Origin of the sequence: Streptomyces sp. RFCAC02 (assembly GCF_004193175.1) — a bacterium.
In the GTDB taxonomy this organism is placed as follows: domain Bacteria; phylum Actinomycetota; class Actinomycetes; order Streptomycetales; family Streptomycetaceae; genus Streptomyces.
Window position 1 is genome coordinate 3,930,104 of record NZ_SAUH01000001.1, and the last position, 17,343, is coordinate 3,947,446.

Annotated in this window: 19 protein-coding genes; 8 read left to right on the forward strand and 11 right to left on the reverse strand. The window is 74.8% G+C overall.

The features are described from left to right. Positions 1-26 precede the first annotated feature (26 nt). A complete protein-coding gene (locus EMA09_RS18270; RefSeq protein WP_129842085.1) occupies positions 27-230 on the forward strand; it encodes a hypothetical protein in 204 nt (67 codons plus the stop codon). Positions 231-330: 100 nt separating this feature from the next. Further along, a complete protein-coding gene (locus EMA09_RS18275; protein WP_129842086.1) occupies positions 331-1,428 on the forward strand; it encodes an LLM class flavin-dependent oxidoreductase in 1,098 nt (365 codons plus the stop codon). Between the two features lie 3 nt (positions 1,429-1,431). On the opposite strand, the gene EMA09_RS18280 is transcribed toward EMA09_RS18275, so the two are convergent. Continuing rightward, positions 1,432-1,944, reverse strand: a complete 513-nt coding sequence (locus tag EMA09_RS18280) for a PH domain-containing protein (protein WP_129842087.1) — start codon at positions 1,942-1,944, stop codon at positions 1,432-1,434. A gap of 209 nt (positions 1,945-2,153) precedes the next feature. Between EMA09_RS18280 and EMA09_RS18285 the strand changes: the two genes are divergently transcribed. Beyond that, the gene (locus tag EMA09_RS18285) at positions 2,154-2,795 is read left to right on the forward strand and encodes a hypothetical protein (RefSeq protein ID WP_129842088.1); all 642 of its coding nucleotides are present in this window, start codon (positions 2,154-2,156) and stop codon (positions 2,793-2,795) included. A gap of 7 nt (positions 2,796-2,802) precedes the next feature. On the opposite strand, the gene EMA09_RS18290 is transcribed toward EMA09_RS18285, so the two are convergent. Genes EMA09_RS18290 through EMA09_RS18300 form a run of 4 tightly spaced genes read right to left on the reverse strand, consistent with a single transcriptional unit; the run spans position 2,803 to position 5,086 of the window. Beyond that, positions 2,803-3,207 carry a GNAT family N-acetyltransferase gene (locus EMA09_RS18290; RefSeq protein ID WP_129842089.1) on the reverse strand — a complete coding sequence of 135 codons (405 nt, stop codon included), beginning with the start codon at positions 3,205-3,207 and terminating at the stop codon, positions 2,803-2,805. Between the two features lie 59 nt (positions 3,208-3,266). Further along, positions 3,267-4,214: a HAMP domain-containing sensor histidine kinase gene (locus EMA09_RS18295; RefSeq protein ID WP_206305963.1), complete on the reverse strand. Its 948-nt coding sequence runs from the start codon at positions 4,212-4,214 to the stop codon at positions 3,267-3,269. Continuing rightward, a complete protein-coding gene (locus tag EMA09_RS28665; RefSeq protein ID WP_206305964.1) occupies positions 4,202-4,423 on the reverse strand; it encodes a hypothetical protein in 222 nt (73 codons plus the stop codon). Before EMA09_RS28665 ends, EMA09_RS18295 begins: the two co-directional genes overlap by 13 nt. Before the next feature lie 6 nt (positions 4,424-4,429). Continuing rightward, the gene (locus tag EMA09_RS18300; RefSeq protein WP_129842090.1) at positions 4,430-5,086 is read right to left on the reverse strand and encodes a response regulator transcription factor; all 657 of its coding nucleotides are present in this window, start codon (positions 5,084-5,086) and stop codon (positions 4,430-4,432) included. Between the two features lie 152 nt (positions 5,087-5,238). Here EMA09_RS18300 and EMA09_RS18305 point away from each other — a divergent pair, with 152 nt between their 5' ends. Then, on the forward strand, positions 5,239-6,426 hold the full coding sequence (locus EMA09_RS18305; protein WP_206305965.1) for a serine hydrolase domain-containing protein: 1,188 nt from the start codon (positions 5,239-5,241) through the stop codon (positions 6,424-6,426). A 124-nt stretch (positions 6,427-6,550) separates the two neighbouring features. Here EMA09_RS18305 and EMA09_RS18310 read toward each other — a convergent pair whose 3' ends face one another. From EMA09_RS18310 to galT, 4 genes are all read right to left on the reverse strand, one after another. Continuing rightward, on the reverse strand, positions 6,551-7,201 hold the full coding sequence (locus EMA09_RS18310; RefSeq protein ID WP_240796461.1) for a response regulator transcription factor: 651 nt from the start codon (positions 7,199-7,201) through the stop codon (positions 6,551-6,553). A gap of 258 nt (positions 7,202-7,459) precedes the next feature. After that, positions 7,460-8,611 carry a galactokinase gene (gene galK / locus EMA09_RS18315; RefSeq protein ID WP_129842091.1) on the reverse strand — a complete coding sequence of 384 codons (1,152 nt, stop codon included), beginning with the start codon at positions 8,609-8,611 and terminating at the stop codon, positions 7,460-7,462. Then, positions 8,608-9,594: a UDP-glucose 4-epimerase GalE gene (galE, locus tag EMA09_RS18320; protein ID WP_129842092.1), complete on the reverse strand. Its 987-nt coding sequence runs from the start codon at positions 9,592-9,594 to the stop codon at positions 8,608-8,610. Before galE ends, galK begins: the two co-directional genes overlap by 4 nt. Next, a complete protein-coding gene (gene galT / locus EMA09_RS18325; protein ID WP_129842093.1) occupies positions 9,591-10,637 on the reverse strand; it encodes a galactose-1-phosphate uridylyltransferase in 1,047 nt (348 codons plus the stop codon). The genes galE and galT overlap by 4 nt, the downstream gene beginning before the upstream one ends. Before the next feature lie 195 nt (positions 10,638-10,832). Here galT and EMA09_RS18330 point away from each other — a divergent pair, with 195 nt between their 5' ends. The 4 genes from EMA09_RS18330 (at position 10,833) to EMA09_RS18345 (ending at position 14,337) form a co-directional block, all read left to right on the forward strand. Next, positions 10,833-11,363: a MarR family winged helix-turn-helix transcriptional regulator gene (locus tag EMA09_RS18330; RefSeq protein WP_129842094.1), complete on the forward strand. Its 531-nt coding sequence runs from the start codon at positions 10,833-10,835 to the stop codon at positions 11,361-11,363. Next, positions 11,360-12,832 (forward strand): MFS transporter, encoded by a 1,473-nt coding sequence (locus EMA09_RS18335; protein WP_129842095.1) that lies wholly within the window; start codon positions 11,360-11,362, stop codon positions 12,830-12,832. The genes EMA09_RS18330 and EMA09_RS18335 overlap by 4 nt, the downstream gene beginning before the upstream one ends. Continuing rightward, a complete protein-coding gene (locus tag EMA09_RS18340) occupies positions 12,829-13,428 on the forward strand; it encodes a cysteine hydrolase (RefSeq protein WP_129842096.1) in 600 nt (199 codons plus the stop codon). The genes EMA09_RS18335 and EMA09_RS18340 overlap by 4 nt, the downstream gene beginning before the upstream one ends. A gap of 300 nt (positions 13,429-13,728) precedes the next feature. Further along, the gene (locus EMA09_RS18345) at positions 13,729-14,337 is read left to right on the forward strand and encodes an SUKH-4 family immunity protein (RefSeq protein ID WP_129842097.1); all 609 of its coding nucleotides are present in this window, start codon (positions 13,729-13,731) and stop codon (positions 14,335-14,337) included. A 10-nt stretch (positions 14,338-14,347) separates the two neighbouring features. On the opposite strand, the gene EMA09_RS18350 is transcribed toward EMA09_RS18345, so the two are convergent. Together EMA09_RS18350 and EMA09_RS18355 are read right to left on the reverse strand one after the other, a co-directional pair. Further along, the gene (locus EMA09_RS18350) at positions 14,348-15,055 is read right to left on the reverse strand and encodes a response regulator transcription factor (protein ID WP_129842098.1); all 708 of its coding nucleotides are present in this window, start codon (positions 15,053-15,055) and stop codon (positions 14,348-14,350) included. Between the two features lie 281 nt (positions 15,056-15,336). Continuing rightward, entirely contained in the window at positions 15,337-17,190 is a 1,854-nt protein-coding gene (locus EMA09_RS18355; protein ID WP_168220759.1) for a PQQ-binding-like beta-propeller repeat protein, read from the reverse strand. Positions 17,191-17,343 lie beyond the last annotated feature (153 nt).

The following is a 17,343-nucleotide window of genomic DNA, read 5'->3' on the forward strand; positions in this document are numbered from 1 at the left end:
ACGCTGGCAGACAGGGAGGTGACGTCATGTCCGACATGCCCGACAACTCCAAGCGGCCCCAGGAGCCGCCCACGCCGGACCGGCTGCTGCACAGCGGCGCCGACAGGCCCGTCGATCCCGAGGACCTGGTGCGGCTCAGCGGGCGGGAACCCACGCCCGAACTGATCGAGGAGGCCCGGCGCACCCTGGAACGGGAAGGCCCCAAGGCCGTCGAGCGCTACCTTCCGTAGCGGCCCGGCGGAATGTTCGTCCGCCGCTCCTGGTTGGCCCCTGGAGGGACACGCATCCCGTGGACCACCAGCAGCGGACCGATCAGGAGGGCGCACGAGCATGGCCGATGGCACCGACACAGCCGGCGGACCGGACGGAATCAGGGGTACGGCCCGGGGCAGCGCCCCCGTCCCCCTGTCCGTGCTCGACCTGGCCACCGTGGGCAGCGGCACGACCGCGTCGGCGGCCCTGAGCACCACGACCGAGCTGGCGCGGCTCGCCGAGCGCCGGGGCTACCACCGGTTCTGGGTGGCGGAGCACCACTCGATGCCCGGTGTCGCCAGCTCCTCACCGGCCGTGATCCTCGGCCACCTCACCGCGCGGACCGAACGCATACGCCTCGGCTCCGGCGGCGTCATGCTGCCGAACCACGCGCCGCTCGTCGTGGCGGAGCAGTTCGGCACGCTGGAGGCGCTGGCGCCCGGCCGGATCGACCTGGGCCTCGGCCGCGCCCCCGGCACGGACGGCGGTACGGCGGCGGCCCTGCGCCGCGGCCGTACGGACGGTCCCGACGAGTTCCCGAGCCAGGTGGCCGAACTGGTGCGGTTCCTGGACGACGACTACCCGGACGCGCACCCGTACGCGCGGATCCACGCAGTGCCCGGCCCCGTGCAGGGCAGCGCCGAGGGCGGCGTGCAGTCCCCGCACCGCCCGCCGGTGTGGCTGCTCGGCTCGTCCGGTTTCAGCGCCGAGCTGGCTGCGCGCCTGGGCCTGCCGTTCGCCTTCGCCAACCACTTCTCGGCCGCCAACACCATCCCCGCCCTCGAGCTGTACCGGAGCGCGTTCCGCCCGTCCGCCGTGCTGGACGCCCCGTACGCCCTGATCGGTGTCTCGGCGCTGGCCGCCGACGACGAGCGCGAGGCATACCGCCAGGTCAGGACGGGCGCGCTGTCCATGGTGCGGCTGCGCACCGGCCGCGCGGGCCTCGTGCCCACGCCGGAGGAGGCCGAGGCGTACCCCTGGACGCCGATGGAGGAGGAGGTCGCCGACGGCTGGCTGTCGAACGTCGTCCACGGCACCCCCGACGCGGTGCGGGCCGGGCTCGACGCGCTCGTGCGGCGCACCGGCGCGGACGAGCTGATGATCACGACGAACGCCCACAGCGCCGCCGCGCGCCTCCGCAGCTACGACCTGATCGCCGACGCCTACGGGATCTGACGCCTACGGGATCCGGCGCCCGCCCACCGCGTCCCGCAGGGCGCGCGACAGGCGCTCCGCGTCCCGCGTGAAACCGGTGACGAGGAGGGTGCCGCCGTCCCGCAGCCGGACGCGGCACAGCACGTCGGTGCCGAGGAACCGCAGCCCCGGCACCGGCGAGCCGGCGTCCTCCACGGCCAGGACGTCCGTCCACGGCACGGCCCGCCCGCCGCGGGCCGCCCGCCGCGCGAGGCCGCCCCGGTGCACGACGAACACCTCGCCGCGCATCCGCCACGCCCACACGGCCCGCGAGACCCCGCAGGCGAGACACAGGGCGCCGAGCCCGAGCGGCGCGCCGGCGGCCACGTTCGAGCCGGTCCTGTCGTCGGCGAACCACCACAGGAGCAGCGGCAGCCCGGCCGCCACCCCCGCCGCGCCGAGTGCCAGCAGCACCGCGGCCGTGCGGGCGCACCGCCGCTGGTCGGTCGGAAAGGTGTCGAGGGCCTCACCCAGAGTCCCCGCCGTGTCAGCCGTCATGCGGAAGCGCACCCCTTGTCCCCGTTCGGCACCTGGCGCAAGTGTCCGGCGCCGGGGCGGTCCCCGGCAACGTTCCCGCACGGTTTCGCCCCAAGTTCCGCCCATCGAGGGCGGAACAGGGGGACGAGTACCGGCCAGTGTTGGTGTGCCGGGAACGACGTACTAGGGTGCGGCCGTTGTTCTACGCGCTACCGAACGGGGAAGCACCAATGGCACCGAGGGTGCACCGGCCGGGCCAGCCCGGCGATCTCAGCCGGCCGCGCCGCCTGTGGGCGCGCGCCGCCACCCTGGGCCTCCTCGCGGGCGCGGGCATCGGCGCCGACACGTACGAGGTCTCCGAGGACCGTCTCGACTGCACCCACCCCGGCGGCAGTTACTGGTGGACGCTCACCCTGCACGGTCCCGGCCGCGCCGTCTTCCGCGGGCAGGACGCCGACGGCAGCCACGGCCACCGGCGCGCCGAGCCGGTGGACTTCCTCGCCGGCGCCCCCGCCTGGCTGCCGCTCGGCGACCTCCGGCCGCGCCAGGCCGCGGGCGAACTCGGCTACGTCTACTGGTGCGACGACGACACCTGGTCGCGTGCCCCCTACCCCGACGACCTGCCGGACGACGGCCTCGAACTGTCCGCCGGCTGGGTCGGCGACGACGCCGAGGTCGCCGAGGAGCTGTGGGACGTGGCGGGCGGCGGTGACGACGCGTCGGCAACCGTCCTGGCGTTCCTGGACCGCGCGGCGACCGGCGCGGTGGACCACGAGGCGATACGGACGCTGCTGGCCGCGTTCACCCCGAAGGAGCCGCCGTCCCTCGACGCCGCCCTCGCCTTCGCGCGGCGCGCGGGGCTCGCCGGCTGACGCGGCCTCAGAGCCGGATCAGCCCCGCGGGTGTCGGGCGGAAGCCGCAGGAGTCCAGGTAGAACGGGCACAGGTCGTCCTCGAAGTCGACGTGCAGCCAGCTGCAGCCGGCCTCCCGCGCGCGTTCCACCGCGACCGCCACCAGTTCGCGCCCCACGCCCCCGCGGCGCAGCGTCTTCTCCACGACGGTGTCGAGGACGAACGCGTGCGTGCACCCGTCCCAGGCGACGTTGACGAAGCCGACGAGCGCGCCGTCCGCCACGCGCCGGGCGCACACCCACCCGAGGCTGAAGCGTTCCACCTGCCCGCGCCAGTCGTAGTCCGGCGCCGGAGGATGGCCGAAACCCTCGGCGTGCAGGTCCTCCACCTCGTCGTTCGCGAACGCGCCACGCCACTCGTACAGCACCGTCATGCCGACACCGTATGCGCCGGGGCGGCGAGTTGACCCCCGCCGTGCGCGAGGAGCGTGCCTCAGCGCCGCGGGGCGGGTGCGGCGGCCGCCGGCAGGAGGACGATGACGTCCAGGCCGCCGCCGGGCAGCGGCGTCAGGCGCAGCGTCCCGCGGTGCGCGGTGACGACGGCACGGACGATGGACAGTCCGAGGCCGGAGCCCGTTCCGTCGTGCAGACGCGCGCCGTCACCGCGGACGAAGGGCTCGAGGAGCTGATCGGCCGCGGCCGGGGCGATGACGGGGCCGGTGTTGACGACGCGCAGGCGGCAGTGGCCGTCGCCGGTCGTGCCGGTGGCGACCGTGACCCGGCCGCCGGAGTGGTTGTGGCGTGCCGCGTTGCCGATGACGTTGCCCACCATCCGCTCCAGCAGGACGGGCTGCCCGGTGACCGGGGCCGGGCGCAGGTCGGTGTCCACCGTCAGGGCGAGTTCCGCGATGCCGGGGCGTGCGCCGTCCAGGGCCTCGGCGGCGAGGGCGGCCAGGTCCGCCGGGCGGTCGGGGCACTCCGTTCCGGACTGCACGCGGGCCAGCAGGAGGAGGCCGTCCAGGGTGAGCCGGCAGCGCGCCGCGGCGTCCCGCACGTCGTGGGCCATGGTGATCAGGTCGTCCCGGCCGGGGCGGCCGTCGAGTGTGACGTCGACGGCGGTGCGGATCGTGGCGAGCGGGGTGCGCAGCTCGTGGGCCGCATTGGCGGTGAACAGGCGCTGGGCGTGCACGCCCTGCTGGATGCGGTCCAGCATCCCGTTCACGGTCGTGGCCAGGGCCGCCAGCTCGTCCACGGGCGCGGTGACCTCGACGCGTTCGGACAGGTTGTCGGCCGACAGGCGCTGCGCGGTCGCCGCGATCGTGCGGACCGGCCGCAGGATGCGCCCGGCCAGCCACCGGCCGAGGACGGCGGCCACCAGCGTGACCACGGCGAGTGCGATGGCCGCCTGGGTGAGGAGCGTGGACAGCGTCAGCTCCACCATGCGGTCACCGGCCGCGAGGGCCTGCTCGGGGAGAGGGGGAACGGAGGGCAGGTCGCCGTCCCCGCGGTGAACCGCGTATAGGTCGCCCGGCGCCCGAGGTGGTGCCGCGTCAGCAGATAGGTGAGAGCGGTGATGACCAGCCCGGCGACCAGGACCAGGCCGGTGAGCAGGAGCGAGAGACGGCCGCGGGCCGTCAGGTGGCGGGGCACGCGGCTTCACGGCCGGACGCGGTAGCCGGCGCCGGTGACCGTCTCGACCACGGGCGGGTCGCCGAGCTTGCGGCGCAGCGTCCCGACCGTGATGCGCACGGCGTTGGTGAACGGGTCGGCGTGCTCGTCCCACACCTTCTCCAGCAGCGTCCCGGCGCGGACCACGTCGCCCCGCGCGGCCAGCAGCTCGTGGAGCACGCCGAACTCCTTCGGTGTGAGCAGCAGTTCGCGGCCCGCGCGTTCGGCCAGCCGCCGGGCCGGGTCGAGCACCACGTCCCCGGCACGCAGCACCGGTGGCCGGGCCGGCGTGCTGCGGCGCGACAACGCCCAGACGCGCGCCACGAGTTCGGAGAAAGCGAACGGTTTGCCCAGGTAGTCGTCGGCGCCCAGGGACAGGCCGGCGACGCGGTCCTCCACCGAGTCGGCCGCCGTGAGCATGAGCACCCGGTGCGCGCCGTCCCCGGCGAGGCGCCGGCACACCGTGTCGCCGTGCACCACCGGCAGGTCCCGGTCCAGCACCACCACGTCGTACGGCGTGTGGGAGCACTTCTCCAGCGCCGACGCGCCGTCACCGGCCAGGTCGACGGCGAAACCGTGCCTGCGCAGCCCGGCAGCCACGTACTTGGCCAGGGGAACCTCGTCCTCCGCCAGCAGAACTCGCATGACCGGCAGTGTGCTGCCTCGGCCCTATGGACGCTGTAAGGACCGGGCGCCCCGGACCTATGGATCACCTATGGCCGCGCGGACCGCCGCCGATATCCGGGGTCAGGTAGACCTGCCGCTGATCACTTCACGGCAGTGAGAGAGGACTTCCCATGAGGACTCGGACCTCCCGGCGTTCGGTGCTCGGCGCGCTCGGTGCCGCCCCCGCCGCCGCGTTCGTGGCGGGCGCGTTCGCACCGGCCGTCGCCCAGGAGAGCGCCGGCACGGTGCCCGCGGGGCTCCGGCCGGGCGGCGAGCTCGACCAGCTCGTCGCGGGCATGGCGGAACGGGAGGAGTTCGCCGGTTCGCTGCTGGTGACCCACCGTTCCCGGACCGTGCTTGAGCGCTCGCACGGTATGGCCGACCGGCAGCGCGGCGTCCCCAATGGGCCGGGCACGGCGTTCCCGCTCGCCTCGGTGACGAAGCTGTTCACCGCCGTCGCCGTCGCCCAGCTCGCGCAGCAGGGGCTGCTGACCTACAGCGCGCGGCTCGGGACCTTCCTGGACGGCTTTCCCTCCGCGGTCGCCGACAAGGTGTCGGTGCACCACCTGCTGACGCACACGTCCGGGTACGGCGACTACCGCGCCGAGCCGGGGTTCCCGGAGGCGGAGAAGAGCTGGACCACCCGGGAAGAGACCATGGAGGGCATCACGGAGTTCATCCGGCGGTCCGAGCCGGCCTTCGCGCCGGGCGCGGGCGGGCTGTACAGCAACGCCGGCTACCACCTGCTGGGCGCGATCGTGGAGAAGGTGTCGGGCGTCTCCTACTACGACTACGTGCAGGAGAAGGTGTTCGGCGCGGCGGGGATGACCTCGTCGCGGTTCCTCACCAAACCGGAATGGCGGGCCAGCCGCGCCTTCGCGCACCCCTACCACCGGGACGAGCAGGGGGAATGGGCCGACAGCCTGGAACTCTTCGCGAACGCCGTCGGCACGCCGGCCGGTGACGCGTTCTCCACCTGCGCCGACATGGCCCGCTTCGCGCGTGCGCTGTGGGAGGGACGGCTCCTCGACGCGGGCACGACGGCTCTGCTGCTGAGCGGCAAGGCCCCGCTCGGTGCCGGGGCGGGCAACGGCGACGGCAGCGCGCCGCAGGAAAGCTTCCAGTGCTACGGCCCGGTGGGAATGCTCATCGGCGGCCGGTGGAAGTTCGAGCACGGCGGCGGCAACACCCTCGGCATGTCGACCATGGTCCAGCTCTACCCGGACGCCGACTGGACCGTGTCCGTCCTCAGCAACTACGGGGACGCGCCCTCCGTCCAGTCGATCGCCGTCCGGGCACGGGACATGATCACCGGATAGCGCGGGACGTCCGGGCGGCCCGCACCTCGTCGCCCGACGGCGCGTGTCGGGCCGGATCGCGCCGTCGAACCGCTGGCGTGCGCGCGAGGTCCATGTGCCGCTGACCCGTCGGCCGTCCCGCCGTTCAGTCGGCCGGGGGGATGCCCGCGCGGCGGGCCAGGGCCACGGCGGCCAGGGTCGAGTGGACGCCGAGCTTGCTGAGGACGTTCTGCATGTGGGTGCGCACCGTGTGCGGGGAGAGGTAGAGGCGCTCGGCGACCGCCTTGCGGCCGAGGCCCGCCAGCATGCAGCGCAGCACCTCCAGTTCGCGGGGCGTGAGGGTTTCCACGAGCCGCTGGTGCTCCGAGCGGTGGCGGCGGGCCTGGTCGAGTTCGCGGAGGACGCCGGTCAGCAGCGCGGGCGGGACGTGCGTCTCGTCGCGGAGCGCGCCCCGGACGACGAGCAGCAGGCGGGCCAGGGAACTGTCCTTCGCGACCCAGCCCCGCGCCCCCGCCGCGAGGCACTGCGCGGCGAGCACCGCGTCGTCCGCCGAGGCCAGCATCACGGCGCGCAGGTCGGGGAAGCGCTCCCGCACGGACACGAGCAGGGTGCCGTCGGAGTCGAGCCCGGTGTCGAGGAGCAGGACGTCGAACGCCGAGCGCTCCAGCGCCTGGAGGGCCGCCGGCGCGGTGCCGACGGCGGCCGCCTCGACGTCCGCCTCGGCGGTGAGCGCGGTGGCCAGCGACTCGGCGAAGATCCGGTGCCCGTCCACCACGAGCACCCGCATACGGTCCACAGCGCGCTGCCCTTCGCGAAGGCCCCCGGACGGCGGGTACCGGCCGGTGGTGGCGGCTCGGCGGGCGCGGCACGACGCGGTCCGGCGCTGTCGCGGAGGTACGGCCGCCGCCGTACCGCACGCTGCCGGGTCGCGGGTGCCGCACCCGCCGCTCTCGCCCCCTGATCGGCACCGGCCCCCACCGGTGCTGCTCCTCAGCCTACGTGCGGCGGCCCGCCCGGGGAGGGGTTTCGCGGAAGATCCACGGAACCCGTCCCGTCACAGCGGCAGGCGGCGCGCCCCGGCCGACGGTATCGCCCCGAACACGCGCGGCGCGGTGTGCCCGGCGGCCGCGAACGCCTCGCGCACGGCGGTCTCGACGGCCTGTGCCGCGTCCGCCTCGACCAGCACGATCGCCGAGCCGCCGAAGCCGCCGCCGGTCATGCGGGCGCCGAGGGCGCCGGCGGCGTTCGCCGCGGCGACGACGAGGTCGAGTTCGGGGCAGGACACCTCGAAGTCGTCGCGCAGCGAGGCGTGCCCCTCGGTGAGGAGGGGGCCGATGGCGCGGTGCCGGCCGGCGTCGAGGTGCTCGATGACGCGCTCGACGCGGCGGTCCTCGGTCACGATGTGGCGGACGCGCCGCCGTACCGCGTCGTCGGTGATCCGCGCGAGGGCCGCGTCGAGGCCGTCGAACGGCACGTCCCGCAGGAACGGCACCCCGAGCGCCGCCGCGCCGGCCTCGCACTCCGCGCGCCGCCTGGCGTACGCCCCGTCGGCGTGCGCGTGCTTCACGCGCGTGTCCACGACGAGCAGCCGCAGCCCGGCGGCGGCCATGTCGAACGGCACCTGGCGGCGCGACAGGTCGCGGGTGTCGAGGAAGAGGACGTGGCCCGACGCGCAGGCCGCCGACGCCATCTGGTCGAGGATGCCGCACGGCATGCCGACGAAGTCGTTCTCGGCGCGCTGCGACAGGCGGGCCAGGGCGTCCGCGTCGAGACCGAGGCCGTTCAGGTCGCTGAAGGCCAGGGCGGTGACGACTTCGAGGGCCGCCGACGACGACAGTCCGGCGCCCACCGGGACGTCCGAGGTGAAGTGGATGTCGGCGCCGCCCAGTTCGTGGCCCTCGGACTGGAGCGCCCAGGCGACGGCGGCCGGGTAGGCGGCCCAGCCGGTGACGGAGCCGGGGGCGAGGGTGCCGAGGTCGGTCTCGACGACGCCGCCCGTCATGTCGCCCGAGTGCAGCCGCAGCCGGCGGTCGGCGCGGCGCGAGACGGTGGCGACCGTCGTGTGGGGGAGGGCGAACGGCATGACGAAGCCCTCGTTGTAGTCCGTGTGCTCCCCGATCAGGTTGACCCGGCCCGGGGCGGCGAAGCGGCCGTCGGCGGCCACCCCGTACACGTCCTGGTGCGTGGGTGTGCGCCCGGCGGTCATCGGCCGTTCTCCTCTCGCTGGGCGAACGCCCACGCGTCCGCGATGATGCCGGCCAGGTCGGTGCGGCTCGGGCGCCAGCCGAGGCGGTCGCGGGCGCGCTCGGCGGAGGCGACGAGGACGGCCGGGTCGCCGGCGCGGCGGGGCGCCTCGGCCTCGGGGATCGGGTGGCCGGTGACGCGGCGCGCGGTCTCGACGACCTCGCGGACGGAGAAGCCGTTGCCGTTGCCGAGGTTGCAGATCAGGTGCTCGCCGGGGGTGGCGGCGGTGAGGGCGAGGAGGTGGGCCTCGGCCAGGTCGGCGACGTGGATGTAGTCGCGGACGCAGGTGCCGTCGGGCGTCGGGTAGTCGGTGCCGTAGACGGAGATGGCGTCCCGGCGGCCCTGGGCGACCTGCAGGACGATGGGGATGAGGTGGCTCTCGGGATCGTGGCGCTCGCCCAGCGGCGTGCCGGCGGCGGTGGTGTGGGCGCCGGCGACGTTGAAGTAGCGCAGGGAGACGGCGGCCAGGCCGTGCGCGTGCGCCTCGCCCGTGATCATGTGGTCGACGGCCAGCTTGCTCGCGCCGTACGGGTTGGTCGGCGCGGTCGGGGCGTCCTCCCGGATGGGGGTGACGTCCGGCTCGCCGTAGACGGCGGCGGTGGAGGAGAAGACGAGGCGGCGCACGCCCGCGTCGCGCATGGCGCGCAGGAGTTCCAGGGTGCCGGCGACGTTGTTGCGCCAGTACTTCTCGGGGTCGGTCACGGACTCGCCGACCTGCGACGAGGCGGCGAAGTGCAGGACGCCGTCGTAGGAGTCGTCCAGGACGCGTGCGGCGCCGTCCTGCACCCGGCCCTCGACGAACTCGGCGCCCGGCGGCACGCCCTCCTTGAAGCCGGTGGACAGGTCGTCCAGGACGGTCACGCGGTGCCCGGCGTCCAGCAGGTGGGCGGCGACGACGCCGCCCACATAGCCGGCGCCGCCCGTCACCAGGTACTTGCCGCTCACTTGTCCGTCGCCACCTCTCGCAGCCGGTCGGCAGCCGCCTCCGGCAGTACGTCGCTCACGAAGGCGCCCATGCCCGACTCCGAGCCGGCGAGGAACTTCAGTTTGCCGGGGCTGCGGCGGATCGTGAACAGCTCCAGGTGCAGGGCGAAGTCCGCGCGGTCATCGATGCCGAACGGCGCCTGATGCCAGCCGGAAATATACGGCGTGGGCGGGGCGTCCTCGCCGAAGATCCGGTCGAAGCGGCGCAGCAGCTCCAGGTAGACGGCGGGGAAGCCGGCGCGTTCGGCGTCGTCGAGCGCGCGGAGGTCCGGGACGCGGCGGTTGGGGTACAGGTGCACCTCGTACGGCCAGCGGGCGGCGTGGGGGACGAACGCGGTCCAGTGGTCGGTCGCGAGGACGACGCGGCGGCCGTCGGCGCGCTCGGCGGCGAGGAGTTCGTCGTAGAGGTTGGCGCCGGTGCGCGCCTTGTGGGCGGCGACGGCGCGCAGGGCGCGTTCGGTGAACGGGGTGATGTACGGGTAGCCGTAGATCTGGCCGTGCGGGTGGCCGAGGGTGACGCCGATCTCCGCGCCGCGGTTCTCGAAGCAGTAGACCTGGCGGACGCCCGGGTGGTCGGCGAGGTCGGCGGTGCGGTCGGTCCAGGCGTGCAGGACGAGGGCGGCCCGCTCCTCGGTGAGGTCGGCGAACGACGCGTCGTGGTCGGAGGTGAAGCAGACGACCTCGCAGCGCCCGGTGCCGCCGCCGAAGGAGGGGAAGCGGTTCTCGAAGACGGCGACCTCGTAGGAGGGGGCGGGGATCTCGCTGGGCCGGCCCTCGCGGCTCGGGCACAGGGGGCACTGGTCGGCCGGGGGGTGGTAGGTGCGGGCCTGGCGGTGGGCGGCGTAGCCGACGTGCTCGTCGAGGAGGGGGTTGTGGCGGACCTCCGAGACGGACGTGGCGGGCGGGAGCGGGCGGCGGTCGAAGGCGTCGCGGACCGCGTCGTCGTGCGCGTCGTAGTAGATCAGCTCGCGGCCGTCGGCCAGCCGGGTCGCGGTCCTCTTCATCACTCAGGTCCCCGAGGTCGGATGTGGCGGGATATGCGTCGAGAATGAGCGCAGTTCAACAGAATCAAACATTAGGCAGCATACCCCGGCGGGGCGTCCCGGGGGAGGGGTCCGACGGGGGTTCGAGGGTGCCCCGGGTGGGAGTGGACAAGCGAATTGCGCAAGCAGCTTGTCCAAGTGTTAGGGTTCGCCGATGTGAACGACACGGACGGAACGGACGGCACGGGCGCACCGGACGGAACGGGAACCGGCGACGTCCCGGACACCGTCACCACCGCGCACCGCCTCAGCGTCGCCATCACCCGGCTCCGCTCCCGGCTGCGCGAGGAGTCCGGCACCCACGAGGCGGGCCTGTCCATCTCCCAGTTCTCCCTCCTGCGCCGGATCACCGACGAGGGTCCCGTCACGGCCGCCGGCCTCGCCGCCGCCGAACACGTCAGCCCGCAGTCCGTCGCACAGAACCTCACCGTCCTCAAGGCCGCCGGACTCGTCCACACCCGCCGCGACCCGGACGACGGCCGCCGCACCCTCATCACCGCGGCCGACGCCGGCGACGCCCTGCTGCGGTCGATCCGCGCCTCGCGCACCGCGTGGCTCGTCCAGGCCATCGAGACCCTGACCGAACCGGGCGAGCGCGCCACCCTGGACGCGGCCGTCGACCTGCTGGAACGCCTGATCGCCTCCGACGTCCACACCGACCGGCGCGGCGGGGGACGGCGCCGATGACACCGCGCGATCCCGGCACGCGGGCGGCCGGCCCGTTCTCCTGGCGGTTCACCGCGCCCCTGCTCCTCGGGGCGTCCCTCAACCCGGTCAACAGCTCCCTGCTCGCCACCGCCCTCACCCCCATCGCGCGCTCCCTCGACGTGCCGGCCGGCCGCGTCGCCGTCCTCGTGGCCGCGCTCTACCTGGCGTGCGCCGTGGCCCAGCCGACCGCGGGGAAGGTCGCGGAGGAGTTCGGGCCGCGCCGTGTCTTCATGACGGGCGCCGGTCTGGTCGTCGCCGGGGCCGTCCTGGGCGCCACCGGCGGGAGCCTCGCCGCGCTCGTCGCGGCACGCGTCCTCATCGGGATCGGCACCTCCGCCGCGTACCCGACCGCCATGCTGCTGATACGCCGCCGCGCCGCCGACGCCGGGCTGCGCGAGCCGCCCGGCCGTGTCCTCGGCGCGCTGTCCGTCGCGGGACAGGCCACCATGGCGCTCGGCCTGCCCGTCGGCGGCGTCCTGGTGGGCGCGGCGGGCTGGCGGTGGACGTTCCTCGTCAGCATCCCGTTCGCGCTGGCCGCGCTCGCCATGACGTGGGCGTGGATCCCGCGCGACCCGGCGGGCGGGCGGCGCGGCTCCGCCCGTGGGACGGCCGCGCGGATCGACGCCGCGGGCATCGCGGGCTTCGGCGGCGCGATGACCGCCCTGCTGGTCTTCCTCATGGCCCTGCCCGACGTGAACGCGGCCGCCCTCACCACCGCCCTCGTCCTCGGCGCCGCGCTCGTGGCGTGGGAGCTGCGCGCAGGCAACCCGTTCATCGACGTCCGCCTCCTCGCCCGGAACCTCGCGCTCGTCCGCACCTACGCCCGGGTCGCCCTCACCCAGCTCGGCGTCTACAGCGTCATGTACGGCGTCACGCAGTGGCTGGAGGACGGGCGCGGCCTGTCAGCCGAGCAGGCCGGGCTGCTCGTGCTGCCGATGAGCGGCCTGGCCGTCGTCATCACCCGGCCCGTCGCCCGCCGCAACCTCGTCCGCGGCGCCCTGGTGGCCGCGTCCACGGCGTCCCTGCTGGGCTCCACCGGGATGCTGTTCCTCGGCACGTCGGCGCCGGTGTGGACCATCGTCTGCGTCACGCTGCTCTTCGGCGTGACGGTCGGCACCCAGTCGGCCGGCAACCAGACCGCCCTGTACACCCAGGCGCCCGCCGGGCAGATCGGCACGGCGTCCGGCCTGTTCCGGACGTTCGCCTACCTCGGGTCCATCGGCTCCTCCACCCTCACCGGCGTCGTCTTCCACGACCGGGTGACGGACGGCGGGCTGCACACCATCGCGATCGTGCTCGTCGGCGTCAGCGCGGCGGTACTGGTGATGGTCCTCGCCGACCGCTCGCTCGGCGGACGCGCGCGGGACGGGCGGGCCGGGCGCCCCGAGCCGGACGAGCGGCACCGGCCCCGCAAGCACCACCGGAGACACAAGGAGAGTCACGCATGACCGACCCCACCGGCGTACCCGCCCTCACGCCCCGCACCACGGCGCTCCTCGCCATGGATTTCCAGGAGGCCATCATCGGCCGGCTGCCCGGGGCCGACGCCCTGGTGGACCGCGTCGCGGCCGCCATCGCCGGCGTACGGGCGGCCGGCGGCACCGTCGGCCACGTCCGCGTCGGCTTCGACGACGCCGACTACGCCGCCGTGCCCGACACCAACAAGGCGTTCTCCGCCGTCGCCGCCGCACGCGGCATGGACGCCGACGCCCCCGCCACACGGATCGACGCGCGGGTCGCGCCGCGCGAGGGCGACATCGAGGTCCGCAAGGTGCGGTTCGGCGCCTTCTCCACGACCGGTCTGGCCGACCGGCTGCGCGAGCGCGGCATCACCGACCTGGTGCTCGCCGGCGTCTCCACCAGCGGCGTCGTCCTGTCCACCCTCACGGACGCGGCGGACCGCGACTACCGCCTGTACGTCCTGGCGGACGGCGTGGCCGACCCCGACCCCGAGGTGCACGACATCCTGCTGAACCGGGTCTTCCCGCGCCGCGCCCACGTCATCGACACGCAGTGGCTCCGCGACCTGCTCAGGACCGCCTGACCACGCGGCGCGGCCCTCGGCGGAGCCGCCCGGCTCACGGGCGGACCGCCGCCCGCCCCCGGTGCACAGGGCACACGGTGGTCTCCGCCCGGCCCGGGGCGCGCCCCGCTCGACCACGGGGTGAGCGCCCGCGGGTGCGCCGGGACTCCGGGGTCCGCCTGCGGGAACCGCGGTCGCCGCGTGCTGCCGAGCAGCCGTCCCCAGACCGTGCGAAGAGACGAACGCGGCCGGGGCGAGCGTCAGCGATCACCGTTCTTCCGGCAGATAGGTGCTGAGATCAAGCTTGCTACGATTCGCCCCGTGGCACACCGGGTCGAGTCGGCGAAGGTCACGCACGGGGAGTTGGTGTCGGCGTTCGGCTCCCTCTGGATCGAGACGATGCCGCCTGAGGTCGCCGAGCGGCATTTCACCGACCCCGACGATCGGCGCCTGCTGACTGAGGTCGGCCTGCCCAGCTCCCTGTTGGGCCAGGTGTACTTCGGCAACGTCCGGGTCGATCCACCCCAGACCATCGGCCAGGCCCTCGACACCGGGACTCCCGACACGTTCGCGCCGGAGATCCGGGACGACATCGTGATCGCCGTGGGCATGGGCGGCTGGGCCTGCATGTCACGGGCGGACCGTCGCATCTACTGGTACGAGCCGGGGAACAGCGACCGGAAACTCGGGCTGATCAACACGTCCCTGGAACGATTCCTCAAGATCGCGCACCGGCTTCGGGTGGAGTTCAAGGACATCGACCTGTGCCACAGCGCGGACGAGGACGAATCGGAGGAAGAGATCGCCGACGAGCTGCGCCGCCTGGTCGCGGAGATCCGCGGTATCGATCCGCCCTCCTTCGACAGCCCGGCCATGTTCTGGCAGCACGTGGCGTTCTTCGCACTGAGTACCCTCGCGTCGGACTGCTGACAGCGGGCTGTCAGTCGGAGCCGGAACGCGGGGGGACCGCTCGGCGCGGGAGGGGCGGCGGCAGGTGGTCGAGGAGGCCCGTCCGCGTCGCCAGCGCGGCGGCCTCCAGGCGCGAGGCCGTGCCCAGCTTCGTGAGGAGCCGCTGCACATGGGTGCGGGCCGTGCTCGGCGCCACCCCGAGACCCGCCGCGATGCGCCGCGTGTCGTCGCCCTCCACGATCCGCGCCAGGACGGCCGCCTCCCGGTCGGTGAGCAGCGCCGCCAGCCGCGCGCCCTCGGCGTCCGGGCCGACGCGGGGGTACAGCAGCTCGGCGAACGCCTCGGCCAGCAGGTGCGGCGCCACCGCCACGTCACCGGCCCTGGCCTTCACCATGGCCCGCTCCACCCCCTCGATGCGCTCGTCGTGCCGCACATAGCCGCGGGCGCCGGCCGCGAACGCGGCGGCCACGCCACGCGGCCTCGGCACCGGCCCGAGCACCACGACCGCCACCCGCGGACTCTCCCGCCGCATCCGCGCCACCGGCTCCAGCACACCGGGGACCTCCGGTTCCGGCGCCCCGATGAGGACGACCTCCGGCTGCTTGCTCGCCGCCATCTCGCAGGCCCGGGCCGCCGGCGCGCACGCCCCCACCACCCGGTGGCCCCGCACCCGCAGCGCGGACGCCAGCGCCTCGGCGACAAGACGCCTGTCGTCCCCGACCACCACCCGTACGCTCATCTCCCGTAACCCCACCCCGGTCGTCGCGTCGGCCGCCCCGGCCGGTGCCGGGACGGCGCCGGCGCCCGCGGGAGCGCCGGTCGTGCCGGAGGCGGACAGCGCCGCCCCGCCTCCGCCGCGCGGTCCCTCCCCCGAGGCCGCGCGGGCACTGCGGGCGGACCGCGCGCCGGCCCGCCGTCCGGCCGCCGTGCCCCGGCTCGCGCCGGGACGCGGGGCCGCCACGTACCCGATACCCGTGCCGGCCGGCGCGGACGCTCCCGCGGCGCCCCGCCGGCCCGGGCTCAGCGGTAGGCGAGCACCGCCGGCCGCCCCGAGGCGCTGTCGCCCTCGTAGAACACCTGGGCCGTCAGGACGAGGGTGCCGTCCTGCCACAGGACGAGCCTGTCATCCGGGAAGAGCCCCGTCATCAGCGCCGTCTCCTCCGCGACCGTCTCATGGTCGAGCGCCATGACACTCGTGGCCTCCTCGGTCGCCGGGTCGATCGCGACGACGAGGCCCTCCACCGTCCCGTCGGACGGCTGGTAGGCCAGCACCTTGCCGTCCACGGCGCCGACCGGCCGTATGTCACCGCCGTTGAGCGCGGGCACCTCGTACTCGGCGCGGCCGGTCGTCAGATCGAACGCGACGATGCCGGCGTCGCCGTTCGGCTCGTTGGTGGCGAGGAAGAGGTGGTCGTCGAGGACGACACCGAGGCGGCAGTCGGCGAACGTGTTGAGCCGGCAGGGCGCCACATAGCGGGTGGTGTCGTAGTCGAGGACATGCTCGACCTCGGTGTGCTCCTCGTTCACCACGAGGAGGTGCGGGTCGCCCATCCCGTAGTCGCCCTCGCCGATCCCGGCGTCGACGACCAGCGGATCGAGGGAGACGACCGAGGAGACCTCGAACGGCTCCCCCTCGTACTCGGTGCCGTACTCCCAGGACCACTGCTCCCGGCCGCCCTCGTCGGTGACACGGATCGCGCCGCCGTCCGGCGTGCCGTTGGACGTCTCGCAGGACAGCAGGGAGACGAACGAGCCGTCCATGACCGCGTAGTCGCCCTCGATGCAGCGCTGCGACCCCAGGGTGGAGCGCCAGATGCGCTCGCCGGAGCTGATGCTGTACCCGCCGCCCCCGACGCCCCAGCCGACGGCCACGGTGTCGCCGAGGATCGCCGGGTAGTGGTACTGGCCGGGCGTGTAGTCGTCGCCGAGCGGGATGCTGGTGACCTCCCGGCCCGCCACGATGTCCACGACGGTGAGGACCTCGCAGTCGCGGCCCTGGAGGATGGCTATGCGGCCGCCGTCGGCGTTGAGCGACGCCTTGCACTCACCGCGCGAGGTCTCGAACGGCAGCGACCAGTTCTCGGCGCCGGAGGCCAGGTCGTAGGAGACGATGCCGTCCGGCATGACCCGGACGAACGCGTCGTCGGTGAGCCAGCCGCCCCGGCCCTCCAGGGTGAGATCGTCCGCCGACACCTCGGGCGCGGGCTGGTCCCAGGCGAGGGAGGCGTCGATGGGCTCGGCCGGCAGGGTCTCGCCGCCGGACTCCCCGGGGGGCGGGGTGGGGTCGCCCGACGCGTCCGCCGTGCTGCCGCCGTCCTGGGTGAGGAGCCACACCGTGCCGCCGCCGGCGAACAGGAACGACACGACCGACACGACGATCATCACCGCCCGCACCGGGTCGGGACGGCGCCGCGGCCCCTTCGACGGCGCCGGCTGCGAACCCCCCGGCGCGCCCGGCGCGTTCGGGACGGCGGTGGGCGCGTACGGGCCGGCCGGCGGCGGGGCGGCGCCGTCGAGCGTGCGGCGGCGCGCGATGCTCGCGCCGCCCGGCGGCGGGGCCGGAGCCGACGGGTACCCGTACCCGGGCGACAGGGCGGACGACGGCGGGGTCACCGGCACGGACGGCGGCGGCGGTGTCACGGGCGCCGCCGGCGGGCCGAACCCCGGCGGCACGAACGGCTGCGGCGTCCGCGGCAGGGAGTCGGCCGGGTCGGGGACCGGCGGACGCTGCCACGCCGGCGACGGCGAGGGCGACGGCGGTGTCGGCGGGCGGGGCACGGACGCCCCGTGCGGCGTGCCGCCGGACGGCAGCTCCGGGGGCGGCCCGAAGACACCCCCGGGCTCCTCGGGCGGTGGTGTCGGTGGCTGCGGCATGTCGTCCCCCTCCGTCGCCGGCCGGCGCGCGTGCGATGGTCCCCGTGACCGGTCCCCACGACCGGCCGTGTGTTCCTGTCTACCATCGGACACCGACAGTGCACGCGCCGGTTCCTGCGGACGGGACATCCGTCCAGGTCAGTGCAGGTCGGT